The organism is Nocardia sp. NPDC004654 (assembly GCF_040609595.1).
GTDB lineage: Bacteria > Actinomycetota > Actinomycetes > Mycobacteriales > Mycobacteriaceae > Nocardia.
Map to the genome: position 1 here is coordinate 212,717 of NZ_JBEXKI010000006.1, position 25,687 is coordinate 238,403.

Below are 25,687 nucleotides of genomic sequence, written 5' to 3' on the forward strand. Positions count from 1 at the left end.
CGGCCGTGATCGCCCAAAAGGTGTCGGCCCCCTGTGTCACTCTCGAGGTCGGAGCAGCAGCGGCCGAAGGAGCGCGAAGTGGCCGAGACCGACGATCGTCCCGAGATCAGGCTGGTAGCGCATTGCCGCCGCTGTCACGGCTGGCTGGTGTCGGCGGAATCGGTCGCGCAGGGCATCGGTCCGACGTGCGCCATCCGCGAGCGGGCCGAACAGCGCGCCGCCGCAGCACGCGAACTCACCCTGTTCGACATCGTCGCCTGAAGACGCGGGTGCTCGCGCTCGGTCGGGCAGACACTGTCGGAAACCGCCGAGGTCAGTCGTCGTAGTGCCCGCCAACTCCAACCACAACCAACTCACTGTCCGTGACAGTGGTAGATCAGCCGATGTTCGCGGGTGATTCGCCGCGACGAGTACCCCGCCAAATGATGCTTCAGCGGCTCGGCCTTGCCAATGCCGACGAACGGGTCCGCAAGCGCAGCGTTTATGACCTTGTTTGCCGCATTCAGGTTCGTGCGGTCGCGGGCCAACCATGAGGTATAGGTCTCCCACCCATAGGCGGTGAAGACCAATTTGCGATCAGACATCCGGATCGATCAGCTCGTGGGCCTCGGCCGCGCCGCGCCGCGTGCGCCGATTCGATCGACCGAGGCCGACTGCGTTTCCCATACGTGACAAGCCAGCGCATGACTGAGGTTGCGAAGATCCTATGGTGAGGTTCAGGTGCTGAGCGGAGTTCCGAAAATGCGGCGCAGCGAAGCGGCTGAGGGTAGAGCGATAGAGCCGGTTATCGTTGATTCATCACGTGAGCGACGGCCCGCAAGCCTGGCTCCGGCGCTCAGTGTGACCGATCAGGAAACGAGTGTCGCGGTTGAGGGAGAATTCGGACGTGATCGATGCAATCAGGAAGAAGTTGAGAGATCGACCCGGGGTGCCGTCGATCGTGACTCCGACGGGTGCGACGGCACTCGTCGGCTGCTAGCTCGATGTCGGACCGGGAAGAACCGGGACGCGGATCCCCTCCGGAGCCCGGCGGGACGAGGTTCGACGCGGTGGAACGGTTGCGCAGAAGGCTCGAAGGCCTGAGGGCTGCCGAGACCGGTTCCGCCGAGGCGGGAGACGGCACGTCGAAAGTCACCCGGCTCCCACGTCGACCGCGGCGAGTTTCAGAATCCGGTGAGCGTTCCAACCAACCTTGGCGTTCGGAAGGCGGCTCCGTCTACGATCCGGCTCCGACCAGGCCCGTGCTGCGCTCGGAACTGCAAGCCGAGACAGGACGGTGGCCGGTCGACCCGAGTGCCGCGCGGCACGCCGCTCCGGAGGATGATCCGGGCAGCGCCGACCAGCATGGGAGTGTCATCGATCTCGGCGCGATGCGGCGGAAACGAGCTGGCGAGGACGCTCCGGCCGCCGGCATTCGGCGCATCGCCAGACCGCGCCGCATTGGAACCAGGTCCAGCACCGACGATTCTCAGGACAGCGCCCCCACCGAGGCCACTGATCCTCCACACTCGGACGGACCTACTCGGGGGCACTGACTCGCCGATTTCGGCGTGATCGCTCGTTGCCCTGCCGCTAAGCCGCCGGGGCCTCGGCCACGTCGGTGGAGTGGGCCAATGCGGTGTACAGCCAGTTGTGTGCTCGCCCCACAGTGATACGAGTTCCGAGCAACTGGCCCGTCAGCGCCCAATAACGATGAATCCGGCAGTCGGTATCGGTTGCGTCGATCAGTAATTGCTCGCGGAACCGCAGGGAATCGCGTTCCCCTCGCGCGACGGCATGGGCGTTGACGAACCGATCGAGTTCGCTGCCACCACGCGGCCGCACACCGTCCGCGACAAGCGGCACCACCTCCCGCAGTGCGTGGTCCACGTCGGCATACAGATCTCGATGATCGCGGATCAGCTCTGGGCGATTCCGCAAAAGTTGCTGCTGCACAACACTCTTCATCTCGGGATCGGCGACAAGCCTGGCCAACTCGGCGTACGCGACAACCTCGTCAGCGGACGGGTCGGCGGGCGGCTCCGGGACATTCCAGCCCACGTAGATATCGACGTCGCGCCGAGGTATCCGCGCGAGGATTCGCCGCCAGAACCGTACGAGGGAATCGTGCACCGCGCTACCGTCCTGTGCGGCGGCCAGCAGCGCGAGTCGCTCGGTCCGCTGCGGCGGGGTGGCCGTCTCGACTGCCCGCAGTGAGGCCCGCCGCCATGCCAGCGATCTGAATTCGATGTCGAGTCGGGCACTTTCGGCGGCGATGACCTCAGTGATCGACCGCTCTCCTTGCAGCACTTCGGTGATCGAGCTCAGTCCGAGACCGAGCGCGCGCAACCGCCGGACCAGCAGCAGTCGTTCGGTGGCGCTGTCGGCGTCGAACATCCGATGCCCGCCGGCGCTGCGGCGGGATTCCAGAATGCCCTCGTCGCAGTAGAACCGGATTGTGCGCACCGCAAGCCCGGTGCTGCGCGCCAATTCCCCAATGCTCACCAGCACGTCGGCCTGTGTGTCGTCCGTCACAACCTGTTGAACCTCCACCCCGGTGGAGCTTTTAGCGTACTGGTACCGCCGTTCGGCCCCACACGGAGGAACCAATGCCGTGCTGGAAGGCGAGAGGCGTTGTGCGGATATGTGATTACACCGAGGAGGGTGATTCGTGGCTACCACGCGGGAAGAAATCGTCGCAGGCATCGCGGAGATCGTCGAGGAGGTGACCGGCATCGACGCTTCGGAGGTGGTGATCGAGAAGTCCTTCGTCGACGACCTGGAAATCGACTCGCTGTCGCTGGTGGAGATCGCCGTGCAACTGGAGGACAAGTACGCCGTGAAGGTCCCCGACGAGGACTTGGCGAGCCTGCGAACCGTCGGCGACGCGGTTGCCTACGTCCAGAAGATGGAGGCCGAGGAGCCGCAGATCGCTGCGGAAATGGAGGCGAAATTCAAGGAAGGCCAAGAGAATTAAATGCCATCGAGTAAGCCCCCACCGGCTGTCCGGATGGGGGCTCACGAAAACCTCTACCAACAGCGATAACGAGCTGCGCTACTTCTTCACAGGCGGTGATGCGCTGAAGCGCGATTCGACGCCGTCTCGGTTGGCGTCGCAGCCATCGTTGCGATTCCCGGCCGCAAACGCGCGGCCCACGCGCACGCACGTCCAAGGCGGCCGCGCCCCTACTTCCGCGCCGACAGCAGCATCGGCTCGTGCAGATCGAAGTAGGTGACCTCACCCATGAGCCTGCGCTCCTCCTCGAACAGAGGCCGCAGATCATCCGGAATCTCGACCTTCTCGTGTTCGCGGGCCTCCGCTTCGGACCGGAAGTACACCGCCTCGACGTACCCGTCGGTGCCATAGGTCGACAAGGTGCCGCCGAGAATCTCCGGGCGCAGCTCGTGCACGCGATCACCGGTCTGCGCCAGCAGCTCGCGCATCCGTCGCGTATCGGTCGTGTGACCCTCCATGACCTGTACGAAGCCGGCTTCGTCGGAGCCGCCGCCCATCCACTGCGTCACCTCGGGGCAGTCCATGAAGGTGACCGGCCCGTCGAAGCACCGTTCGGTTTCGGCCCACCAGGCACCCTGTTCTGGGCGCGCACTGTTGCGTCGCGCCGCCTCCTCGGATTCGAAACGGGCCAGCGCGATGAATGTGCCGTCATCGGACAGTCCGTATGTCGTGCCGAGATAGCCGACGGCCCCGGGTTCGAGTTCCGTCGTCCACCGATCCATGCACCGACGCAATTGGTCGACGTCGGACACCTTGCCTTGAATCACTTGGATGAACATCTGTCCTCCTCTGGTGGAGCGATCGCTCCGCGAAGGTCGCGAGGCCGAAGCGTCGCGGTCCACCGAGCGCGTGTGCCACCGCGCGGCCCGCGAACGCCGCCGTCGCCAGGTCAATCGTTCACCGACCACCAGGCCCGCGCAAGTACGATCCGGGTTTGGCGAACTCGCGGGCCTCTTCGGAAACGACCTGGACGAACGTTCGCTCGCGGCTCTCCGGTAATGCCGCCATTCACGGTTCGCGGCAGTCGACACGTCTTGAATCGCTGTTGGGGGTCAAAGGTTATCCGGATGAGGCGGGCGTCCTGTGCAGCTCGGTGAGTTCCCACCCGAATCTCCGGATGGGCTCAGTTGATGCCAGCTGGCTGCGCCGCGGCGCTGGACTCTTCGATCAGCTACACGTTGAAGCGGAACTCGACGACGTCGCCGTCGGACATGATGTAGTCCTTGCCCTCCATACGCACCTTGCCCGCGGACTTGGCGGCCGCCATGGAACCCGCGGCGACCAGGTCGTCGAAGGCGACGATTTCGGCCTTGATGAAACCGCGTTCGAAGTCGGTGTGGATGACGCCGGCGGCCTTGGGGGCGGTGTCGCCCTGGTGGATGGTCCAGGCGCGGGATTCCTTGGGGCCTGCGGTGAGGTAGGTCTGGAGGCCCAGGGTGTGGAAGCCGGCGCGGGCGAGGGCGTGCAGGCCGGGTTCGGTCTGGCCGATGGATTCGAGGAGTTCCATGGCGGATTCGGTGTCGAGCTCGAGGAGTTCGGCTTCGACCTTGGCGTCGAGGAAGACGGCGTCGGCGGGGGCGACGGATGCCTTCAGCTCGGCGACCTTGGCCTCGTCGGTGAGGACGGACTCGTCGGCGTTGAAGACGTAGAGGAAGGGCTTGATGGTGAGCAACGAAAGCTCTTTGAGCAGTTCGGTGTCCACCTGATCCTGCGCGGCGAAGAGCGTCTTGCCGCTGTTCAGGATCTCCTGGGCCGCCTTGGCCGCGTCGGCGACCGGCTTGCGGTCCTTCTTGACCTTGGCTTCCTTCTCCAGCCGCACGACCGCCTTCTCCAGGGTCTGCAGGTCGGCGAGGATGAGCTCGGTCTCGATGACCTCGATGTCGGCGGAGGGGTCGACCCGGCCGTCGACGTGCACCACGTCGTCGTCGGCGAAGACGCGCACCACCTGGCAGATGGCGTCGGCCTCGCGGATGTTGGCGAGGAACTTGTTGCCGAGGCCCGCGCCCTCGGACGCGCCCTTCACGATGCCGGCGATGTCGACGAAGGACACGGTGGCGGGCACGATGCGCTCGGAACCGAAGATCTCGGCCAGCTTGTCCAGCCGCGGATCGGGCAGCGGGACCACGCCGACGTTCGGCTCGATGGTCGCGAACGGATAGTTCGCGGCAAGCACGTCGTTCTTGGTCAGCGCGTTGAACAGCGTCGACTTTCCGACGTTGGGCAGGCCGACGATTCCGAGGGTGAGACTCACGAGGTACAGAGTCTACGCGCCGCGGACCTCTGCCCTCCTCGCGCCTGCCGCATCGTCCCAGCGGCCGCCGGACCCACGCCGCTGATCGTGCTCGATCTGGCGACCGACTCGCGGACGATTCACCGGCACGTCAACGTCGCGAGCTGACGGCGCGCGGCGGCCCGGCATGGGCGGTGCGGCCATGCCGATCGGGGGCAGCGATCACCTGTCGGCCGCACATTTGCGGCGCGGCCGACAGGCGGTCGGCGTCGATCAGGGAATCAGCACGACTTTGCCGAGGTTGCCGCGGCTTTCGATCAGCGCGTGCGCGGCGGCCGCGTCTTCCAGCGCGAACTCCCCGTGCACCACCGGCCGCACCTGGCCGGACGCGAAGTACTGCCACAGCTCCTGCCGCCAGTGCTCGTACACCTCCGGCGTCTCGCGCGCGACCCGCGCCATCTGGAAACCGATCACCGCTTTGGCGCCGGACAGCAGGTCGTAGGCCTGGATGGTGCCGCCGCCGGAGCTGTAGGCGACGAGACGTCCGCCCGGAGCGACGGCCGCCAGAGCGGGTCCGAGCAGTTCGCCGCCGACGGCGTCGAGCCCGTAATCGACGGGCTCGCCCCACGGCTCCCCGTAGACGACGACCTCGTCGGCGCCGAGTTCGCGCAGGAACTCACCCTTGGCGGGGTCGGAGACGGCGGCGACCACCCGCTTGGCCCCGCGCACCCGCGCCAGCTGCACGGCGAGATGACCGACGCCGCTCGCTGCCGCGGTGACCAGCGCCGATTCACCGGACTGCGGCTTCGCGGCGTCCAGCGCACCGAGCGCGACCAGTCCGCTGCGCACCAGCGCGACCGCGTCGACGGCGGAGGCCCCGTCGGGAATCGGCGACGCCATCTCCTGGCGCAGCAGGGCGTACTCGGCGTAGCCGTGGCCGAAGCACAGACCGGTGACGCGGTAGCCGGGCGCGAAGTCGGTGACACCCTCGCCCACGGCGATCACCTCGCCCGCGATCTCACCGCCGAGCGGGATCGGCTCGCGCTGTTCGCGCACCTTGCGCACCACCGGCAGGGTCACGCCGATCGCGTGGACCTTCACCAGAAGTTCGCCGGGCCCGGGTGTCGGTGTCTCGGCCGATTCCACCTCGAGCACCTCGGGACCACCACTGCGCTCGTATCGGATTCGACGCATGACACCTCCACTCCTCGTCTGAAGGCGTAACGGTAACCGGGTAGCAACCCGAACTCACACACTCGAGGCGCCCCGTGTGCGCGATCTCACCGCACCCCGCGCCGAGGTGTGCGCCACGTTCACACGGCGGGCGATCGGTACGCGAATTGCCCGCGCGGGCGTACCGTGACCCGTATGGAGCCGACCACGGAGGTGGTGACGGCCCGCCCCGCGCCCGCGCTGGCGGCGTTCATCGATCACTACCTCGGCTACCGGATGACGGGATACCGGCCCGGCACGCACCGGGGCCTGCCGTCGCGCCACCTCACGTTCATCGTCGCCATCGGACCGACCATCGATGTTGTGGCGCAGACCGATCCGTCCCAGGATCCACGCGACTATCGCTGCGTGCTCAGCGGCTTGCAGGCGAGTTCGGCCGCCATCGCGCACAACGGGACCCAGGAGGGCGTGGCCATCGCGCTCACTCCGCTCGGCTGCCGGACACTGTTCGGCCTGCCCGCCGCGGAGATCTGGAACATTTCGCTCGAATGCGCCGAGGTCGCGGGACCGACCGGCGACGAGCTGTGGGAGCGCCTACAGGGCGATGCCCCGTGGTCGCGTCGGTTCGCCGTCTGCGACGAGATCCTGACGCGCCTCGCCTGCCCGGATCGCCTCGTCATCCCCGAGCTCACCTGGGCCTGGCGTGCCGTGGTGGCCAGCGGTGGCTCCGCGAGCATCGGCCCGCTCGCCGAACGCATCGGCTGGACCCGCCAGCATCTGACCCGCAAGTTCGGCGCGGAGTTCGGACTGAGCCCGAAGCTCGCCGCCCGCGTCACCCGTTTCGAGCGGGCCAGGCGGATGCTCGAGCACACGCCGTCGTTCGTCTCCATCGCCCAGGTCGCCGCGACCTGCGGCTACTACGACCAAGCACACCTGAACCGCGATTTCCTCGACCTCGCCGGATGCAGCCCGACCACCTGGCTGGCCGAGGAGATTCCATCCGTCCAAGACGAGCCGGGCCTCGGCGGGTGAGGCTGGACGCATGACGAATCCCACGACGACAGACACCACCACCCGCACCGCTATCTGGCCCTGCCTCGCCTTCCGCGACGCACGGGCGATGACCGATTTCCTGGTGAACGCCTTCGGTTTCCAGGTCTCGGGCGTCTACGCCCGCGAGGACGATCCGTCGATCGTCGAGCACGGCGAGCTGCGCTGGCCGCTCGGCGGCGGCATCATGTTCGGTTCCGCGGGCAAGGACGACACCCCGTTCGGCCAGCGCAAGCCCGGCAACGATTCGATCTACGTGGTCTGCGACAAGCCCGACGAGCTCTTCGAGCGCGCCACCGCCGCCGGGTCCGAGGTGGTGCGCGGACTGCGCGACGAGGACTACGGGTCGCGCGGGTTCACGGTCCGCGATCCCGAGGGCAATCTCTGGAGCTTCGGCACGTACTGGGGTGAATGAGCGCCCAGCGTTCACCGACCGCCGAGACCGGACAGCGTGATGCCTCGGATGAACGCCCGCTGACCGATCGCGTAAACCGCGAGCAGGGGCAGCAGGATGACGACCGCGGCCGCCATCAGCAGCGGCCACTGGGAGTAGTACTGCCCCTGCAAGCGGACCAATCCGAGGGTGACCGTCGCCAGCTCGTTGCGCTGGATCATCACCAGCGGCCAGAGGAAGTCGTTCCACACGGTGATCCAGGTGAGCACCGCGAGCACCATGAGGGCCGGGCGGGTGTGCGGGAGCAGCACGCGCCAATACACCTGCCAGGTCGAGCAGCCGTCGAGGATGGCCGCTTCCTCCAATTCGATTGGCAGCGTGCGGAAGAACTGCCGCATCAGGTAGGTGCCGAAGGCGCTGCCGAACAGGCCGGGCACGATCATCGACCACGCGGTGTCCACCCAGCCGAAGGCGCGCATGAGCAGGAACTGCGGGATGACCGTGACGGTGAGCGGCACCATCAGCGTCGCGAGATAGGCGAGGAACAACGCCTCGCTGCCGCGAAAACGTAAGCGCGCGAACGCGTATCCGGCCAGCGAGCAGAAGAAGACCTGCCCGGCGGTCACGCACACGGCGTAGACGGTGGTGTTGAGCAGCATGCGCCCCATCGGCAACAGCTCGAAAACCCGGCCGAAGTTCGACCACTGCGGATCCTCCGGCAGCAAGGCCGGTTCGGTGATCTCGCCGTCGCGCTTCAGCGAACCCGACAGTGCCCAGAGGATCGGCGCCAGCGCGCACCACGCGACACCGGTGAGCGCGGCGTAGATCCCGATGCCGCGCACCAGCCTACGCACGGCCGCCCGTCGCGCGCGATCGTCCGGGCCGACTGAATCACGCCCCCGCTCAATGATTCCAACCGACTGAAGGTAACCACCGCCGCGTCCGACGCGGTGCAGGTGACCTTTGGTCGCGTTGCCGCCGCGCAGGCGGGGCCTGGGCAGGACCTTGTGTTTCTTCATAATTCCGTCTCCTCTCGCCGAGACAGACGCAACTGAAGAACCGTCAGCACCAACAGAATCGCGAAGATCACCCAGGCCAGCGCCGAGGCGTAGCCCACCTCGTAGAACCCGAACGCGTGCTGGAACAGCATGATCCCGAGCAGGTAGGTGCCCGTCTCCGGCCCGCCGTTGCCGCCGGTGAGCGCGTACGCCTGGTCGAAGGCCTGCACCGAGTTGATGACGGTGATCACGAAGACGAACGACAGCGGCCCGCGGATCAGCGGCAGCGTCACCGAACGGAAGCGGCGGACGGCCCCCGCGCCGTCGATCTCGGCCGCCTCGTACAGCGTCTGCGGCACGCCCTGCATGGCGGCGAGCAGGATGACGGTGGCGAACGGCACGCTCTTCCACACGGTCACGATGCTGAGCGAGACCAGAGCCCAGTCCGGGTCGGTCAACCACGGCACCGGGTCGACGCCGAACCAGCCGAGCACGATGTTGAGCAACCCGTCGTCGGTGGTGAAGATGAACCGCCACACGACCGCCATCGCCACCGTCGAAGCCACCAGCGGCAGGAACGCCATTGTGCGAAACAGGCCTATTCCGAACAGTTTCCGGTTCAACACGGCCGCGACGACCAGCCCGATCACCACCGTCGGCACCAAGGTCAGCACGGTGAACACCGCGGTGTTGCGCAGCGCGATGAGGAACAGCGGATCGGAGGTGAAGAGCCGCCGATAGTTCGCCGTTCCGACGAATCGCGGCGGGCTGAACAGATCCCAGGAGTGGAAGCTGAGATACAGCGAGAAGCCCAGCGGGAACAGCAGGAAGACCAGAACCGCCAACAGATTCGGCGCGATGAACAACCATCCGGCGCGCTCACGTCGGCGCGCCAGCCGACCGGGACGCGCCGTACCTCGTGAGCGCGGCGGCGGCGCGTCGTCGGCTGCTTCCACCAGAGTGTCGTCGACGGAAGTGCTCATGCCCGCACCTCGCCGACGCTCAGCTCCAGCATGCGCAACGGGCACATGATTCCCTCGCTACGTTCGCTCATGCCTGCGCCTCGCCGAGGCTCGGCTCCACCATGCGCGAGGCGCGCTGGCGCACGATTCGCTCACTGCGTTCGCTCATGCTTGCGCCTCGCTGACGCTCGACTCCAGCATGCGCGAAGCGCGCTGGCACGATTCGCTCACTGTGTTCCCTCATTGCGCCCCCAGCAACGCGTCGACATCCGCGGCGAGCCGTCCACCGAGCGACTGCGCCGTCGCCGCGCCGCGCAGCACCCGGTTCCCGCCGCGTTCGAGCAGCGCCGACACCTTGCCCCACATCGGCGTCACGGGCAGCGGACTGGAACTGGCGGGACCATCGGTCATCACGTCCAGATTGCGGATCTCGCGGTGTGCCGCCGCGAATCCCGGTGTGGCCATGGCGGATTTCAGCACCGGAACGAACAAGCCGGACGCTGCCACGATGGCCTGACCGACCGGTCCCGTCGCGAATTTCACGAATTCCCAGGCCTGTTCGATACGCGGACTGGCGGCGGCGATGGACAGTCCGGTGCAGCCGACGTCCGTGATCGCCCCGGGGCCACCGTGCGGGCCGACCGGCAACACGGTCAGATCGAGGGGAACCCCTTCGTTGCCCGCGAATTCGGAGTACAGCCAGTGCCCGCCGAGCGCCATGGCCGCGCGTCCGCGCCGGAACAGATCCGGAGCCGAAACCGATTGCTGGTCGGCGACTCTCGGCGCGACCCGATGCCGCACCGCGAGATCGGCGTAGAACTGAAAACCTTCCGCGAAGCGGGGATCGCCGAGATTGGTGCGGGTCGGATTCACCGAGGGCGTGAACCATTCGGCGCCGTTGTTCATCCCGAAGCAGGCAGCCGAGAAGTACGGCACCCAGGCGTCGGCGAAACCCCACTGCGTGGTGCGCCCGTCGCCGTCGCGGCGGGTGAGCGCGCGGGCGGCGTCCAGGAACTCCTCGAAGCTCCACGCGTCACGCCACCGGGCGGGCGGCGTCAGCCCGGCTTCGGCGAACATCGCGCGGTTGTAATAGAGGAAGACGCCGGACCACTGTTCGGGCAGCGCGTACTGGCCGCCGCCGTAGCTGAAGGTGTCGTACAGCGTGGGAAAGCTGTCGCGCCGCAGTTCGGCGGCATAGCTCGGATCCCGGTCGAGCAGCGTGCCGAGATCGAGCAGCACGCCGCGCTCGGCCAGTCCCGCGTAGAGCAGTTCCCAGGCCATCAGCACGTCGGGGCATTTGCCGCCCGCGCAGTAGGTGAGCATCTGCTGCAACGGGTCGGGGCCCGACATGATGGTGCGCACGGGGATGTCGGGGTGCCGCTTGCGGAACTCGTCGATGATGCGCAGCCGGACGCGCGCCTCCTCGGGACGGGCCTGGAAGAAGAAGGTCAGCGCGTCGTCGTCGGAGCCGCACGCGTTCGCGAGCAAGGGCGCGGCGAGCGCGGAGCCGAGCAGGGTGCGCCTGCGAATCCCGCGCGGGGCGACAACCGGTGAACGCGCGGCGGGCGCAGGCGAAGTCGAATCCAGCACAGCCCTCCTCGGGCGGACATGGAGTGTGACGAACAGCATCGCAGCATACATCCGGCTATGACTCAGGTGACGGCCGACACACGAACAATATTTAACGGTCGTCCATCGATGGCCGGAATCCGCGCAGTGGCGATCGGCGATCAGCTACTTTGTCTCGTGTTTCAGCAAGATCCCGCACGTCGAGATCCTGCGCGTTTCACAGGAGAGTAGGCAGATGGCGACAATCGAATATCTGCGGACCGATCCCGACCTGCCACCGGTCGGTGTCGTCGATCGGTCCCCGATAACCCCGGCCAAGAAGGCTGTTTTCGCCGGGATCGCGATACTCGGCGCGGTCGCCTGGGCCATCCTCGCCATAGCGCGCGGTGAGAACGTCAATGCGGTGTGGATCGTGATCGCGGCGGTGTGTACTTACATCATCGCGTACCGCTTCTACGCGCGATTCATCGAATGGAAGATCACCAAGCCGCGCGACGACGTCGCGACTCCGGCCGAAATCCTGGAGAACGGCAAGGATTTCATGCCGATGGACCGGCGGGTGCTCTACGGGCACCACTTCGCCGCCATCGCGGGCGCGGGTCCGCTGGTCGGTCCGGTGCTCGCCGCGCAGATGGGTTATCTGCCGGGCACCATCTGGATCGTGGTCGGCGTCTGCTTCGCGGGCGCGGTGCAGGACTACCTGGTGCTGTGGGCCTCCACCAAGCGGCGCGGGCGCAGTCTCGGCCAGATGGCGCGTGACGAGCTCGGCGCGGTCGGCGGCGTCGCGGCGATCGTGGCGATCCTCGTGATCATGATGATCCTGCTCGCGGTGCTCGCGCTGGTCGTGGTGAACGCGCTCGGCGAAAGCCCGTGGGGTGTGTTCTCCATCGCGATGACCATTCCGATCGCCCTGTTCATGGGCGTCTACCTGCGGTTCCTGCGGCCCGGCAAGGTCGGCGAAGTGTCGGCGATCGGCATCGCGCTGCTGCTGCTCGCCATCGTCTCCGGCGGCTGGGTGTCCGAAACCGAATGGGGCGCCGACTGGTTCACGCTGTCGCGGACCACCATCGCCTGGCTGCTGATCGCCTACGGCTTCCTCGCGTCGGTGCTGCCGGTGTGGCTGCTGCTCGCGCCGCGCGACTACTTGTCGACGTTCATGAAGATCGGCACCATCGGCCTGCTCGCGGTCGGCATCCTGATCACCATGCCGGTGCTGAAGGCCCCCGCGATCTCCGATTTCGCCTCCACCGGCACCGGTCCGGCCTTCGCGGGCAGCCTGTTCCCGTTCCTGTTCATCACCATCGCGTGCGGCGCGCTCTCCGGTTTCCACGCGCTGGTCTCCTCCGGCACCACGCCCAAGCTGCTGGAGAAGGAATCGCACGCGCGGATGATCGGCTACGGCGGCATGCTGATGGAGTCGTTCGTCGCCGTGATGGCCATCATCACCGCCTCGATCATCGACCAGCACCTGTACTTCGGCATGAACGCGCCGCTCGGCCTGACCGGCGGCACTCCGGAAAAGGCCGCCGCGTACACCAATTCGCTCGGCCTGGCCGGACCGCCCGCCACGCCGGAGACCTTCTCCGGCGCCGCCGCGGACGTCGGCGAGAACAGCATCATCTCGCGCACCGGTGGCGCGCCGACCCTGGCGGTCGGCATCTCCGAGGTGTTCCACCAGTTCCTCGGCGGCGAGAGCATGAAGTCGTTCTGGTACCACTTCGCGATCATGTTCGAGGCGCTGTTCATCCTGACCACGATCGACGCGGGCACCCGCGTCGCGCGGTTCATGACCTCGGACGCGCTGGGCAACTTCGGCGGCCCGCTGCGCAAGTTCAAGGATCCGTCCTGGCGGGTCGGCGCGTGGCTGTGCTCGTTCGTCGTGGTCGCGGCGTGGGGTTCCATCCTGCTCATGGGCGTCACCGATCCGCTCGGCGGCATCAACGCGCTCTACCCGCTGTTCGGCATCGCCAACCAGCTGCTCGCCGCCGTCGCGCTGACCGTCGTGATGACCATCATCGTGAAGAAGGGCCTGGCGAAGTGGGCCTGGATTCCGGGCATCCCGCTGGCCTGGGATCTGCTGGTGACGATGACCGCGTCCTGGCAGAAGATCTTCTCCGCCGACCCGAAGGTGGGTTACTGGAAGCAGCACAGCCTCTGCCAGCAGGCGCAGGAGGCGGGCAAGCTCTGCCTGACGGCGAAGACGCCGGAGGACGTGGACACCGTGATTCGCAACACCTTCATCCAAGGCACGCTCTCGATCGTGTTCGCGGTGCTGGTGCTGATCGTCGCGGTGGTCGGCGCGCTGGTGTGCTTCCGTGCTTGGCGTTCCGGTGGCGGCGAAACGACCGAGTCCGCGGAGGAGCCGTCGAAGATCTTCGCGCCGAGCGGGTTCCTCGCCACCGCGACGGAGAAGGCCGTGCAGAAGGAATGGGACGAGCTGATCGCGACGGGCAAGGTGCGCGCACCGGGCGCGGCCCACGCAGCCAAGGCGGAAGCGCCCGCGTAATGGGCGAATCGCTCGCGCCCCGGGAGGGCAGGTCAGCGCGACCGGCCCTCCCGCGGCGTGCGCTCGACGCGGTGCGCGCAGTCGTCTGGTGGTTCGACTCGCTCCTCGGCGGTCAGGACTACCAGCGCTACGTCGCACACCTCCAGCGCAACCACCCTGACCGCCCCATCCCCAGCGAGCGCCAATACTGGCGCGACCGGCACGCCGAAGCCGACCGTAGCCCCACCAATCGCTGCTGCTGACCTCGCGGACACCCGTGCCACACACTTTCCACACGCCGCACATAGGCACCGGCTGTGTGAGGCGTGTGCGAGACGTGTGGGAAGCCCCGCGTGGGCCTCTGGGCGTGGGCTATGGGGGGCGGCGAGGGCGGGGGCGATGGCCGGGATGGTGGCCGATTTCCGCTAGCACGGCGCGGTGGGAACTGCCATTGTGGATTGCGTGACGATCACGGCGTTGGACTTCGAGCAGTGCTATCGGGCGGTGTCGACGCGCGACTCGCGCTTCGACGGTCAGTTCTTCACGGCGGTGCGCACCACCGGAATCTATTGCCGCCCTTCGTGTCCGGCGATCACGCCGAAGCGGGCCAATGTCAGCTTCCTCCCGACGGCGGCCGCCGCGCAGCACGCGGGATACCGCGCGTGCCGCCGTTGCCTGCCGGATGCGGCGCCCGGCTCACCGCTGTGGAACACCAGGGCCGATCTGGCCGCCCGCGCCATGCGGCTGATCGGCGACGGCGTCATCGAACGGGGCGGGGTGCCCGCGCTGGCCGCCACGCTCGGCTACTCCCAGCGCCAGCTCACCCGGGTGCTGACCACCGAGCTCGGGGCCGGACCGCTGGCGCTGGCCAGGGCGCACCGCGCGCACACGGCGCGGCTGCTCATCCAGACCACCGCCATGCCGATGTCGGATATCGCCTTCGCGGCGGGTTTCGCCAGCATCCGGCAGTTCAACGACACCGTGCGCGAGGTGTTCGCGGTCAGCCCGACAACCATGCGCACCGAAGCGCAGCGCGCGCGCAAAGATCCGGCGCAGCCTTCTCCGTCGGCGAACGGCACACTGTCGCTTCGTCTTCCGTTCCGTGAGCCACTGGATCGCGCGTGGCTGGAGTGGTTCCTTTCCGCGCATGTCGTGCCCGGCATGGAGTCGTGGGAAGACCGCGTCTACACCAGGAATCTGCGCACCCCGCACGGCCACGCGACGGCACGGATCGGCTTCCGTGGCGACCATGTGCGCGCCGAACTCGCGCTGCACGACATGCGCGATCTGGCGCCGACCGTGGCGCGGCTGCGGCACCTGCTCGACCTGGACGCCGATCCGGTCGGCATCGACGAGGTGCTCGGCGCGACGCCGCTCGGCGCACCGGCCGACGCGTTCGACACCGAGGACGCGCGGCGCCTGGCCACCGACACCCTGCCCGATATCGGCAGCGCCCCGGCGTCCGACGGACCCGCCGCGCGCAACGGTCGCGGACGGCTGCTGTTCACCCCCGGCATCCGGGTGCCTGGTTGCCTGGACGGCCCGGAACTGTTGTTGCGCACCATGATCGGGCAGCAGATCTCGGTCTCGGCGGCGGCCACTCACACCGCACGTCTGGTGGCGGCGTTGGGCGAACCGGTCGACGGGCCCGTGCCGCGGTTGTTTCCCACGCCGGCCGTCATCGCCGAACGGGGCGCCGAGGTGCTGACCGGTCCGGCGCGGCGCGTTCGCTCGATCATCGGCGCCGCCGCCGCGCTCGCCGCGGGAGATCTGCCACTGCACGCCGGTCGCACGGCGGCGGAGCTGCGCCGGGACCTGCTGGCGCTGGACGGCGTCGGGCCGTGGACCGCCGACTACGTGACGATGCGGCTGCTGGCCGATCCCGATATCTTGCTCGACACCGACTTGGTCGTCCGGCAGGGCGCGGACCTGCTCGGCATCGACCTGAGCGATACCGCACGCTGGGCGCCGTGGCGCTCCTATCTGTCCATGCACCTGTGGAAGACCGCGCTGAGCAGGCGCGCGGCCGCACCCAAGCGGCCTGCCCGCTCGGCAAGCAAGACCGACTGAACATTCCTGCCGCACCCTCGAAAGCGAGCACACCATGAGCATCGAATCGACCCGCGCCGCCGACTTCGCCGTCGTCGACACCCCCATCGGCCCGTTCACGGCGATCGCCGACGACGAGGGCGCGGTGCTGGCCTCCGGCTGGACCGCCGACGCGGAGAACCTGCGCCTGCTGATCCACCCGCTGCTGCGTCCACCCATTCTGCGCCAACAAGATTCGCTCGGCGCCGTCACCGAGGCCATCGTCGCGTATCACCGCGGGGAGGTGCACGCCATCGACGACGTTCCGGTGCGCCAGCGGTCCGGGGAGTTCCTCATGCACGCCTGGGACGTGCTGCGGAAGGTGCCCGCGGGAGATCCGGTGACCTATACGGCGTTCGCCGCCATCGCCGGGCGGCCGGAAGCGACCCGTGCCGCGGCCAACGCGTGCGCGCGGAACGCGGCGGCGTTGTTCGTGCCGTGCCATCGGGTGCTGCGGATCGGCGGGGCGCTCGGCGGGTTCCGGTGGGGGTTGGACGCGAAGAGGTGGTTGCTCGATCACGAGGGGTGAGATTCGCGGATTCGCATGCGCCGGTTATCCATCGGGTGACCGGCGCGTTTGCGTTCTAGAGGTGGGGATCGCCCACTTGACTAGAGTTCAACTCTAATGACATTCTCGCTGGAGTTAAGCTCTAGCGAGAGGACGGCTCATGGCCGCGAAAGTCTTCGACCGCCGGGAACGGTTGGTCCTGTTGCTGATCACCGTCGTGGAACTGGTGGTCTTTCTCGACACCACCGTGCTGAACGTGGCGCTGCCCGCCATCGGCGCGGACCTCGATCTCGGCGAGGCCGGGCTCGGCTGGGTGACCAACGCTTACCTGCTGGCGTTCGGCGGGTTCATGCTGCTCGGCGGGCGGGCCGCCGACCTGCTCGGACCGCGCAGGGTGTTCACCGGCGGGTTGATCGTGTTCACCGCGGCTTCCGCGCTGGCGGGCTTCGCCGACTCCGCCGCGCTGCTGATCGCCGCGCGCGCCTTGCAAGGCGTCGGCGCCGCGGTGCTGATCCCGGCCCAATTGGCCCTGCTCACCGCGAGTTTCACCGCTGAGGCGGCAAGGAACCGGGCGTTCGGGGTGTGGAGCGCGATGGGTGCGGCGGGCGCGGCGATCGGCACCGCGGTGGGTGGGCCGCTGACGGATGCGTTCGGCTGGCCGTCGATCTTCCTCGTCAACGTTCCGGTCGGACTCGTCGCGCTCGCCGGGATTCGACTACTGCCGCCCGACACCGCGCGGGCGGGCGAGGGGGTGCGCAGGCTCGACGTTCCCGGTGCGCTCACCGGCACGACGGCGCTGCTGCTCGTCGGCTACGCGATCGGGGCGCTCGGCGACGCGGGCACCCGCGGGTTCGCGGCCGGGCTGCTCGCGCTCGGACTGGCCTTGCTCGCCGTCTTCGTGGTGGTCGAAGCACACAGCCCGCATCCGCTGATGCCGTTGCGGCTCTTCAGGATTCGCCAAGTGAGCGGATCGGCGGTGGTGAACGCACTGGTCGGCGCGGCGCATGTGCCCACCTTCGCGCTGCTCGCGCTCTATCTACAGAACACCCAGGACTACAGTCCGACCCGCTCCGGTCTCGCGGTGCTCCCGGTCGCGGCGGTGAACATCCTGGCCTCCCGCACCCTCATCCCCTACCTCATGGACCGCCTCGGCCCGGCCCGCGTGCTGGCGATCGGCCTCGCGCTGCAAGCCGTCGCCATGGGCTGGTTCGCCCGCCTCCCCGCGCACGCCGACTACCCGATCGACGTCCTCCCCGGCGCGATCCTCCTCGGCATCGGCCTCCCCGCCGCCTTCGTCGGCGTCACCGCACCCGCCGTCACCTCGGTGGACGCCGCCGACGCGGGCATCGCCGCCGGCATCGTCAACACCGCCCAGCGCGTCGGCTCCGGCCTCGGCGTCACCGCCCTCCTCCTGCTCGCCGACCTGATCGCCACCCGCGCCACCACCTCCCCCGACACCGCCTACCGCACCGGCCTCACCACAGCCTTCGCCACCGCCGCCGCCCTGGCCGCGCTCGGCGTGGCACTCACGGTGGTTCTACTGCGGACGAGGAGTGCGGCGCCGGAGAGTGCAACCGAGGACACGACGGCCAGTCGTTCCAGAACCACAGCCGCGGTCGACGAAGAAGGCGCCACGACGGACACACCGAGCGGCGGCGCGGCCACGGCCGACGCGAACACTCGCAGCAGCGGCACAGCGGCTACCGCTGCGGCAACCACCGCAGCCGACGATGCGGCGTCGAGCGCAGCAGACTGACCGGTGAGCACCGCCGCACCCGTCGGCGGACCGCGGTGCCACGGGACGAAGTGCTCGCGGCCTTCGTCGGACTTTCTCCCGCCGCGCACGACTGGGCAGCCGAAGCGGCCGAGGTAGTGGACGACTCGATCTTCGATCCGTACGACCGCGCCCACCGGCTCGGACAGTTCGCGCCTGGCGAGAGCGAATGACATCTGTCCCGGAGCGAGGACTGGTCGACACCAATGTCCTCGTACTCATCGACGCCTTGGCACCCGCTGAACTCCCCGCCGAGCTGGTGGTGAGCACCCCGACGATGGCGGAACTCGCCTCCGGCCCGCACTATGCCCGCGACCCCGCCGAACGAGCTCGGCGGATCGAACGGCTGCAGAACGCCGAAGCCATCTTCGAGCCGCTGCCCTTCGACACGCGTGCGGCGCGCCGCTACGGCCACGTCATCGCGGCGGTCCTCGCCGCGGGACGAAACCCCAAGCCGCGCAGGGTAGACCTGATGATCGCCGCGATCGCATCGGTCCACCACCTGCCACTCTTCACCGTCGACCCAGCCGATTTCGAGGGCCTGAGCGGCCTGATCGACGTCCACCCCGTAACGCACCCCGACGACCTTCGCCAGTAATTCAGGCGACGGTGGTTTGGAGGTGGGAGCCGGTGCGGCCGCGGATGACGTGTAGGCGGCTGGGGATGCGTTGGCGCATCTCGTCGACGTGGCTGACCAGGCCGACGACGCGGCCGCCTGCGCGGAGTTCGTCGAGGACGCCCATGACGGCGTCGAGGGTGTCGGCGTCGAGGCCGCCGAAACCTTCGTCGATGAAGAGGGTGTCCAGGACGAGGCCGCCGGATTCGGCGGCGACGGTGTCGGCCAGGCCGAGGGCCAGCGAGAGGGACGCCATGAATGTCTCGCCGCCGGAGAGGGTTTTGGCGGGGCGCACGGCGCCGGTGTAGTCGTCGCGGATGTCGAGGCCGAGACCGCCGCGCCTGCCGCGCGGTCCCGCCTTGTCGGAGTGCACGAATTCGTAACGGCCGCCGGACATTCGGCGCAACCGCACCGAACCGGCGAGCGCCACTTCCTCTAGGCGGGCGGCGAGCACATAAGAGCGCAGCGACATGCGCCGGTTGTTCTCGCCGCGGCCCGCGACCACTTCCGCGAGCCCGGCCAGCTCTTCGTGGGTGCGCTGGAGGGGCGCGATCCGGTCCACCTCGGCCCACAGCTGGCCGCCGAGTTCTTCCAGCAGTTGCACCCGCCGTCCCGCCTCGGCCTGCGCGGCGACGGCGGTGTTGAGCCTGGTCTGCGCGTCGGCGAGTCCGCGCTCCAGCTCGGCGAAGTCGCCGAGTTCGGCGGTGGCGGCGGCTTGGATCTCGGGCTCGGCGAGCACCTTCTCGGCGTGCGCGCGGGCGTTCTCGGCGGCGAGGAGTTCCGCGTCGATCTCCTGCTGCCGCTGCGGGGTTCGCGAGGCGGCGGTGACGACGCGTGCGTAGGCGGTGAGCAGGGCGACATCGTCGCGGGCGGCGTCGTGGTTCCATTCTTGCGGAATGAAACCGGCGGCGCGCGCCAGACTTTCGACGCGATCCGCGACCGCGGTGACCTGCTCCCGAGCGGACGCCGCGGCGGTGCGTGCGGCGCGCAGCGCGGTGGCGTCGGTGACCAGTCCGTTCAGGCGGGCGCGGCGGCGGTCGATGGTCTCGTCGGCGCCAGCGGCGGCGCGCAGACGTTCGGAGAGTTCGTCGAGGCGGGCGATCGACGCCGTGATGCGGGCGATGACGGTGCTGGACCCGGCTTCGGCCGCGCGCAAGTCGTCGTGCAGGCGCGTTTCCTCGGTGCGCAACCGGGAGAGTTCGGCCGTCGATCCGTCGGCCAGCGCGGCGAGTTCGGCGGCGTCCTCGTAGCGGTGGGTCGCCGAGCGCAGTGCGGCGGCGAGTTCCACGCGGTCGGCGTCGCCGCCGCGGGCGGTCAGCGCCTCGATCTCGCGTTCCAGTCCGGTGATTCGGGCGTGGACGCGGTCGCGGTTCTCCTCGGCGGTGCGCTCGGCGGCCACCGCCGCATCCTCCGTTTCCTTGGAGACGGCGCTCGGCGCGGGCCGAGCCGGGGCCGGGTGGTCCGCCGCGCCGCACACCGCGCACGGCTCCCCCTCGACCAACTGACCCGCCAGTTCCGCGGCCATGCCTGCCAAGCGGCGCTCGCGCAGGTCGAGCACCCGCTCCTTCGCGTCGTTGTGCGCGGTGCGCGCGGTCTCGAACTCGATCCGCGTGCGATCGAGATCCGTTCTACGACCGGCCAATTCGACGGCAGCCGTGGCGGCGGCCTGGAGGCGTTCGCATTCGGCGATCAGCGACGGCAAAGTCGCGGCGGCTTCGGTCGTCTCGCGCACCCGCTCCTCGGCCGCGGCGATCGTCGCGGGCAGGCGCTCGCGCCGACCGGTCAGCTCGGTCATCCGTTTGGTCAGGGCGGCGGATTCGGTACGCAGATCATCTATTTCGCGACGAAGCCGGTCGGCCGCCGACGCGTCGGCCCGCACCTCGTCTAGCGCGCCGATCTGGGCGCTCCAGCGACGGACCACGTCGTCGAGGTCCGCGTCGGACCGAATCGTCGGACCGGACGCGACCGCGTCCGAATCATCTTCCGCTTCGATGTCTTCCGAGCCGACCAGCTCGGACCCACCGATGTCGGCCGCGGCCGGATCCAGCAGCGCGGAAGCCAATCGCGCCGCGGCGGCGCTCGCCTCGTTCTCGCGACGACGCGAGGTCATGACGGCGGCGCGCGCCTCGTCGATCGCCTCCGCGACCGGCTGGGCGCGACGGGCAGCTTCGAGTTCCGCACGCAGCGCGGTACGGTGCTCGGCGCGCGCCGCGTACTCGTCGAGGTCAGCCCGCGCGGACTCCATCCGGCGCCGCAACTCCGCCAGCCGCCGCTGCTCGTCGGCGAACTTGCGAAGCTCGACCGAATTCTGCTGGCAACGTTCGGCTTCCGTACTCGCCTGCGCCAGATCGGTGCGAGCCGTGGCGAGCAGATCCTGCGACCACGCCACCGCCTCCAACGCGCCGACCGACTCCGTCACGCTCAGGCCCGCCGCACCGCGGATCTGCGCGATCAGCCGTTCGATGCCCTGCCTGCGGGACTCCAGTTCGGCCGCCGAGGCGCGTCGCTTGTCGGCGAGCCACTGTTCGGCGGTGCCGAAACGCTCGGTGTCGAAGAGCTTTTCGAGCAGCTTCTCGCGATCCTCGTTGTCGGCACGCAGGAAACGCGCGAAGTCGCCCTGGGGCAGCAACACCACCTGGAAGAACTGGTCGGCGCTCATGCCGAGCAGACGGATGATCTCGTCGCCGATGTCCGGGATGCGGGAGAGGTTCTCGCCGCGCCCGTCCAACCAGGTCAGCGTGGCCTTGGGCGGATCGGTGCGGGTGCCGGTGCCGCGCAGCTTGGGGCGCTCGAATTCGGGAATCCTGGTGAGCCGCAAGCGTCGTCCGCCCAGCGTCGCCTCCAACACGACCTGCGGCGGCGTCTGTTCCGGCGCGTGATCGGAATGCAGGCGCTTGCTTTCACCGCGTGCGCCGGGCACCCGGCCGTAGAGGGCGAAGGCGATCGCGTCCAGCACTGTCGTCTTGCCCGCGCCGGTCTGCCCGTGCAGGAGGAAGAGCCCGTCCGCGCCGAGCGCGTCGAAGTCGACGACCGTGGTGTCGGCGAACGGGCCGAAGGCGGTCATCTCCAACCGATGCAGTCTCATGCGGCGGCCTCGCGCCACACCCTCCGCGACCGCCCGCGCCACTCGGTCCGCACACGCCCGTGCCATTCACTCCGAGCTCTCCCGCGCCATTCACTCGGTGCGCCCCCGCGCCTTTCGGTCCGCACTCCACCGCGCCATTCACTCCGCGCGGTCATGCGCCATCCGCTCGACGCAGCCGCACGCCGATCACTCAGCGCGGACAAGCGCCTTCCGTTCACCGTGATCATGCGGTCAGCTCGCCGGAGAGCGGAAGCTGCGCGGGCGCTGCGGACACCCGCTCGGGCTCGGCCACGGCGGCGGCCAGCGCCCGCTCGATCCACTTCATCTCTCCCGCGCTCGGCGCACCGCGCACGTCGGTGAGGAAGCTCTGCGCTACTTCGGTGTCGCGGCGGCCGTGCACCCGCTCACGGTAACGCAGTTCCGGGTTGCCTTCGGGGCGTATCCATTCCACGTGCACGGCGTGCGGGAAGCGCTCGCGCAGTTTGCGCAGCGCGTCGATCGGGCGGGCTTGGTCGACGAGGGTCGCGGACACGTAGTGGTCGACGGCCGCCTCGTGCGCCGGGTCGGCGAGCAGCTCGTCCAGCGTCCCGGTGAGGCGGCTGAGACCGCGCACCACCGGCAGGTCACGGCGCTGCACGGACGACAGGCCGTCGGCATCCAGGTCGACGATCCACACGGCCTTGCGATGCGAACTCTCGGCGAACGAGTACGGCAGCGGCGAGCCGGAATAGCGCACCGACTCGGACAGCGTCTGCGGCGAATGCAGGTGGCCGAGTGCCACGTAGTCGATGCCGTCGAACTCCGCGAGGGGCACAGTCTCCACCCCACCGACCGAGATGGAGCGCTCCGAGCCGGTCGCCGCGCCGCCGACCACGAACGCGTGCGCGAGCACCACGGTGCGCACTCCCGGCCGCGTCGCGATGTCGGCGCGAATCCGGCCCATCGCCGCCGCCAGGATCTCGGCGTGCGAACGCGCCTGCGGGACACCGAGTTCGGCTCGGGTGATCTCCGGTTCCAGATACGGGATGCCGTAGAAAGCCACTTCGCCGTGCTCGTCGGTCAGCAGGACCGGCCGATCGGAGTCCGCGACGGTGGTGCGCAGGTGCAGCCCGCCCGCCGCGGCGAAACTCGCGCCCGCGCCGAGCCGGGCGGGCGAATCGTGATTTCCCGAGGTCGCGACGATCACCGCGCCCGCGGCGCGGATGGCCTCGAAACCTCGGTTGCACACCGCGATCGCGTCGGCGCTCGGAATCGACCTGTCGTACACGTCGCCCGGTACGACGACCACGTCCACCGACTCGGCCGCCACGAGCTCCGCGATGGCGGCCAGCGAACGTGCCTGGTCGGCAAGCAGATCGACGCCGTGAAAGGTACGCCCGATGTGCCAATCCGAGGTGTGCAACATCCGCATGGCCCGAAACCGTAGAGCCACCCACCGACAGAGTTCAATTTGCCGCGCCTGCGGCACGGCGTGTTCGCGGCTGTGTTGTCGGCGCGCTGGCGCGCGTGTGTTCGTAAGACTCGCCCTCGAGCTGGCTGGGAAATGCGTCGGATGCGGTGTGATTCGGTGCGCTGACACCCGGCGCGGCCGCACGGCAGCTGGCTGGTTGCTCGGATGTCGGTGGGGTGCGGCACTATCTGGGCTATGACCGCACCGATGCTGTTCGCGCTGCTGCTGGTGTTCGCCGCTGGGGTCGGAATGGGCTGGCTGGGCCACAGTGCCCGGGCCGGGCAGCGGGCGGCGGTCGCGGAGGCGAGACTGGCGGCCGCCGCCGACAACGAGCGTTTGCTACGGCAATCGCTCAACGCGGCGAACGAGGATGCGGCGCGCAGGCATTCGAGCGCGGTCGGCGCCATGGTGGAACCGCTGCGCGAGGCGGTCGGCGCGCTGAACCAGCACATCCAGCAGGTCGAGCACCATCGCATCAACGCGTACTCGGGTCTGCGCGAACAGGTCGCCAACATGCAGCGCACCTCCCATCAGCTCTCCAGCCAGACCGGTCAGCTGGTCGCCGCGCTGCGGGCGCCGCAGGTGCGCGGGCGCTGGGGCGAGATCCAGTTGGAGCGCGTGGTGGAACTCGCCGGGATGACCAAACACTGCGACTTCTCCACGCAGGTGAGCAGGGCGGTGCGCGGCGACGGCGGACCGGACCGCATCGGTTCGGTGCGGCCCGATCTGGTGGTGTACCTGGCCGGGGGTCGGCACATAGTGGTCGACGCCAAAGTCCCGTTCACCGCCTACCTCGACGCGAGCACCGCCGAGGACCCCGACGTGCGCGCCGATCTGCTGGTGCGGCACGCCAAGCAGTTGCGCGCGCACGTCGACCAGTTGGCCGACAAGGCGTACTGGGCGGCTTTCGATCCCGCTCCGGAATTCGTCGTGCTGTTCGTGCCCGGCGACCCGTTCCTGGACGCCGCGCTGACCACGGACTCCGGGCTTTTGGAGTACGCGTTCGGCCGCAACGTGATCCTGGCCACGCCGACGACGCTGATCGCGCTGCTGCGCACGGTGGCGTTCGGGTGGCGCCAGGAGGCCGTGTCCCGGGATATGGCAATGGTCCAGCAATTGGGTCGGGAGCTCTCGGCGCGCCTCGGCATGACCGGACGGCATTTGGACCGGCTCGGCAACCAACTCGGCAAGGCGGTCGACGCTTTCAATTACGCGGTCGCGTCGGTCGAGTCGCGGGTCATGGTCACCGCGCGCAAATTGCACGAGCTCGAGATAGCCGAGCAGGAGGCTCCGGTGATCCAGCGGGTGGACAGCCGCCCGCGGGTCGTCGGCTTCGCCGACGCCGACGATTCGGCCTAGCCGACGCAGCCCGAGTAGATCCGGTCGAGTCGGCAACGGCCCCGCCGTAACCCCACCGAACGGTATGGCAGTTACTGTTCATATCGTGGCTGCTACCCAACGTGTGCGTTCCCGGGTGCCCGCGCCGCAACGTTCGGTCCTGCCCTCGGTGCCGGGAATCCCGGCCTGGGCGGCTGTCCTGATCGCGGTCGCGTGCACGTTGCTGGGATTCCTGATCGATGCCAGCGGCGACAACGCCGAACTCACCGCCAGCTTCGCCACGCTGTATATCGTCGGCTGTGTCGCCGCGGTGCTCGCCGTGCGCTTCCGCGGGCTGTTCACCGCCATGGTGTTGCCGCCGCTGCTGCTCTTCCTCGCGGTTCCGCTGGCCTACCAGCACCTGACCGGCCGCGTCTCGACCGGCCTCAAGGACATCCTGCTGAACCTGGCCATCCCGCTGGTGAACCGGTTCCCGACGATGATGCTCGCCACCGCGCTGGTGCTGGCCATCGGCGGCGCCCGCATCTTCATGGACAGGCGCGAGTCGGCCGCCGAGCGCTCCAAGGAGTCGCGCCGCGGCTCGAGCTGGGGACGCAGCAGCGTCAAGCGCGGCGAGGAAGACGGGCCCGCGGAATCGGCGCGCCGCCGCCCGCGCCGACCGCAGCCCGAAGTGGACGAGGATCCGGTCACCGACAAGTACGAACCGCCGCGTCCCGGCCGCCGCCCATCGAAGACCGTGGCCGACGCCCCGCCCCGGGTCGGCACGTCGGGTCGCGGCCGACCGGCGGCGCGTGGCGCGCGTCCCGCGCCCGTGCCGCGCACGGAGGGCGAACCGCCACGCGGCGCGCGCGGACGCGCCGAGGTGCCGCCGCATCCGCAGCCGAATGTGCGGTATCGCGAGCGCGATTCGAGCCGCACCCAGCGGCGCAAGCCGGAAAGTCTCTGACACCGTCGACCTTCGACACCGGGCCG

Annotated in this window: 23 protein-coding genes; 13 read left to right on the forward strand and 10 right to left on the reverse strand. The window is 68.9% G+C overall.

Annotation, left to right across the window (positions count from 1 at the left end):
- Positions 1 to 78 precede the first annotated feature (78 nt).
- A complete protein-coding gene (locus ABZV58_RS21445) occupies positions 79 to 261 on the forward strand; it encodes a DUF6011 domain-containing protein (RefSeq protein WP_141808942.1) in 183 nt (60 codons plus the stop codon).
- A gap of 92 nt (positions 262 to 353) precedes the next feature.
- Here ABZV58_RS21445 and ABZV58_RS21450 read toward each other — a convergent pair whose 3' ends face one another.
- On the reverse strand, positions 354 to 584 hold the full coding sequence (locus ABZV58_RS21450) for a Txe/YoeB family addiction module toxin (RefSeq protein ID WP_355001909.1): 231 nt from the start codon (positions 582 to 584) through the stop codon (positions 354 to 356).
- Between the two features lie 988 nt (positions 585 to 1,572).
- The gene (locus tag ABZV58_RS21455; protein WP_355001910.1) at positions 1,573 to 2,685 is read right to left on the reverse strand and encodes a MerR family transcriptional regulator; all 1,113 of its coding nucleotides are present in this window, start codon (positions 2,683 to 2,685) and stop codon (positions 1,573 to 1,575) included.
- Between ABZV58_RS21455 and acpM the strand changes: the two genes are divergently transcribed.
- The gene (gene acpM / locus ABZV58_RS21460; RefSeq protein WP_355001911.1) at positions 2,651 to 2,956 is read left to right on the forward strand and encodes a meromycolate extension acyl carrier protein AcpM; all 306 of its coding nucleotides are present in this window, start codon (positions 2,651 to 2,653) and stop codon (positions 2,954 to 2,956) included. The two genes, ABZV58_RS21455 and acpM, sit on opposite strands and share 35 nt — an antisense overlap.
- Before the next feature lie 209 nt (positions 2,957 to 3,165).
- On the opposite strand, the gene ABZV58_RS21465 is transcribed toward acpM, so the two are convergent.
- The 3 genes from ABZV58_RS21465 to ABZV58_RS21475 form a co-directional block, all read right to left on the reverse strand.
- Positions 3,166 to 3,774 (reverse strand): hypothetical protein, encoded by a 609-nt coding sequence (locus ABZV58_RS21465; RefSeq protein ID WP_355001912.1) that lies wholly within the window; start codon positions 3,772 to 3,774, stop codon positions 3,166 to 3,168.
- A gap of 392 nt (positions 3,775 to 4,166) precedes the next feature.
- Positions 4,167 to 5,246, reverse strand: a complete 1,080-nt coding sequence (gene ychF, locus ABZV58_RS21470) for a redox-regulated ATPase YchF (RefSeq protein ID WP_355001913.1) — start codon at positions 5,244 to 5,246, stop codon at positions 4,167 to 4,169.
- Positions 5,247 to 5,498: 252 nt separating this feature from the next.
- Positions 5,499 to 6,419, reverse strand: coding sequence for a zinc-binding dehydrogenase (locus ABZV58_RS21475; protein WP_355001914.1), 921 nt, complete (start codon positions 6,417 to 6,419; stop codon positions 5,499 to 5,501).
- A gap of 174 nt (positions 6,420 to 6,593) precedes the next feature.
- On the opposite strand from ABZV58_RS21475, the gene ABZV58_RS21480 reads away from it, so the two are divergent.
- Both ABZV58_RS21480 and ABZV58_RS21485 read left to right on the forward strand, forming a co-directional pair.
- Positions 6,594 to 7,430, forward strand: coding sequence for a helix-turn-helix domain-containing protein (locus ABZV58_RS21480; RefSeq protein ID WP_355001915.1), 837 nt, complete (start codon positions 6,594 to 6,596; stop codon positions 7,428 to 7,430).
- A gap of 10 nt (positions 7,431 to 7,440) precedes the next feature.
- Complete coding sequence (locus tag ABZV58_RS21485) at positions 7,441 to 7,863, forward strand: VOC family protein (protein ID WP_355001916.1); 423 nt, start codon at positions 7,441 to 7,443, stop codon at positions 7,861 to 7,863.
- Positions 7,864 to 7,874: 11 nt separating this feature from the next.
- On the opposite strand, the gene ABZV58_RS21490 is transcribed toward ABZV58_RS21485, so the two are convergent.
- The 3 genes from ABZV58_RS21490 to ABZV58_RS21500 all read right to left on the reverse strand — a co-directional run bounded on the left by ABZV58_RS21490 (position 7,875) and on the right by ABZV58_RS21500 (position 11,332).
- Positions 7,875 to 8,861, reverse strand: a complete 987-nt coding sequence (locus ABZV58_RS21490) for a carbohydrate ABC transporter permease (protein WP_355001917.1) — start codon at positions 8,859 to 8,861, stop codon at positions 7,875 to 7,877.
- A complete protein-coding gene (locus tag ABZV58_RS21495; protein WP_355001918.1) occupies positions 8,858 to 9,823 on the reverse strand; it encodes a sugar ABC transporter permease in 966 nt (321 codons plus the stop codon). Before ABZV58_RS21495 ends, ABZV58_RS21490 begins: the two co-directional genes overlap by 4 nt.
- A 219-nt stretch (positions 9,824 to 10,042) precedes the next feature.
- Positions 10,043 to 11,332: a sugar ABC transporter substrate-binding protein gene (locus tag ABZV58_RS21500; RefSeq protein ID WP_355002216.1), complete on the reverse strand. Its 1,290-nt coding sequence runs from the start codon at positions 11,330 to 11,332 to the stop codon at positions 10,043 to 10,045.
- A 274-nt stretch (positions 11,333 to 11,606) separates the two neighbouring features.
- Here ABZV58_RS21500 and ABZV58_RS21505 point away from each other — a divergent pair, with 274 nt between their 5' ends.
- The 7 genes from ABZV58_RS21505 to ABZV58_RS21535 all read left to right on the forward strand — a co-directional run bounded on the left by ABZV58_RS21505 (position 11,607) and on the right by ABZV58_RS21535 (position 18,824).
- A complete protein-coding gene (locus ABZV58_RS21505) occupies positions 11,607 to 13,877 on the forward strand; it encodes a carbon starvation CstA family protein (protein ID WP_355001919.1) in 2,271 nt (756 codons plus the stop codon).
- A complete protein-coding gene (locus tag ABZV58_RS21510) occupies positions 13,877 to 14,119 on the forward strand; it encodes a YbdD/YjiX family protein (protein ID WP_355001920.1) in 243 nt (80 codons plus the stop codon). The genes ABZV58_RS21505 and ABZV58_RS21510 overlap by 1 nt, the downstream gene beginning before the upstream one ends.
- Positions 14,120 to 14,309: 190 nt before the next feature.
- Positions 14,310 to 15,926: an Ada metal-binding domain-containing protein gene (locus tag ABZV58_RS21515; RefSeq protein WP_355002217.1), complete on the forward strand. Its 1,617-nt coding sequence runs from the start codon at positions 14,310 to 14,312 to the stop codon at positions 15,924 to 15,926.
- A 34-nt stretch (positions 15,927 to 15,960) separates the two neighbouring features.
- Entirely contained in the window at positions 15,961 to 16,473 is a 513-nt protein-coding gene (locus ABZV58_RS21520) for a methylated-DNA--[protein]-cysteine S-methyltransferase (protein ID WP_355001921.1), read from the forward strand.
- Between the two features lie 139 nt (positions 16,474 to 16,612).
- The gene (locus ABZV58_RS21525) at positions 16,613 to 18,208 is read left to right on the forward strand and encodes an MFS transporter (protein WP_355001922.1); all 1,596 of its coding nucleotides are present in this window, start codon (positions 16,613 to 16,615) and stop codon (positions 18,206 to 18,208) included.
- Between the two features lie 35 nt (positions 18,209 to 18,243).
- Positions 18,244 to 18,399 carry a hypothetical protein gene (locus tag ABZV58_RS21530; RefSeq protein WP_355001923.1) on the forward strand — a complete coding sequence of 52 codons (156 nt, stop codon included), beginning with the start codon at positions 18,244 to 18,246 and terminating at the stop codon, positions 18,397 to 18,399.
- Entirely contained in the window at positions 18,396 to 18,824 is a 429-nt protein-coding gene (locus ABZV58_RS21535; protein ID WP_355001924.1) for a type II toxin-antitoxin system VapC family toxin, read from the forward strand. The genes ABZV58_RS21530 and ABZV58_RS21535 overlap by 4 nt, the downstream gene beginning before the upstream one ends.
- A gap of 1 nt (position 18,825) precedes the next feature.
- Here ABZV58_RS21535 and ABZV58_RS21540 read toward each other — a convergent pair whose 3' ends face one another.
- Entirely contained in the window at positions 18,826 to 21,927 is a 3,102-nt protein-coding gene (locus tag ABZV58_RS21540) for an SMC family ATPase (RefSeq protein ID WP_355001925.1), read from the reverse strand.
- 223 nt (positions 21,928 to 22,150) lie between these two features.
- Positions 22,151 to 23,338, reverse strand: coding sequence for an exonuclease SbcCD subunit D (locus ABZV58_RS21545; protein ID WP_355001926.1), 1,188 nt, complete (start codon positions 23,336 to 23,338; stop codon positions 22,151 to 22,153).
- A gap of 234 nt (positions 23,339 to 23,572) precedes the next feature.
- Between ABZV58_RS21545 and ABZV58_RS21550 the strand changes: the two genes are divergently transcribed.
- Entirely contained in the window at positions 23,573 to 24,736 is a 1,164-nt protein-coding gene (locus ABZV58_RS21550; protein ID WP_355001927.1) for a DNA recombination protein RmuC, read from the forward strand.
- A gap of 85 nt (positions 24,737 to 24,821) precedes the next feature.
- Positions 24,822 to 25,661 (forward strand): DUF6542 domain-containing protein, encoded by an 840-nt coding sequence (locus ABZV58_RS21555; RefSeq protein ID WP_355001928.1) that lies wholly within the window; start codon positions 24,822 to 24,824, stop codon positions 25,659 to 25,661.
- Positions 25,662 to 25,687: the final 26 nt, after the last annotated feature.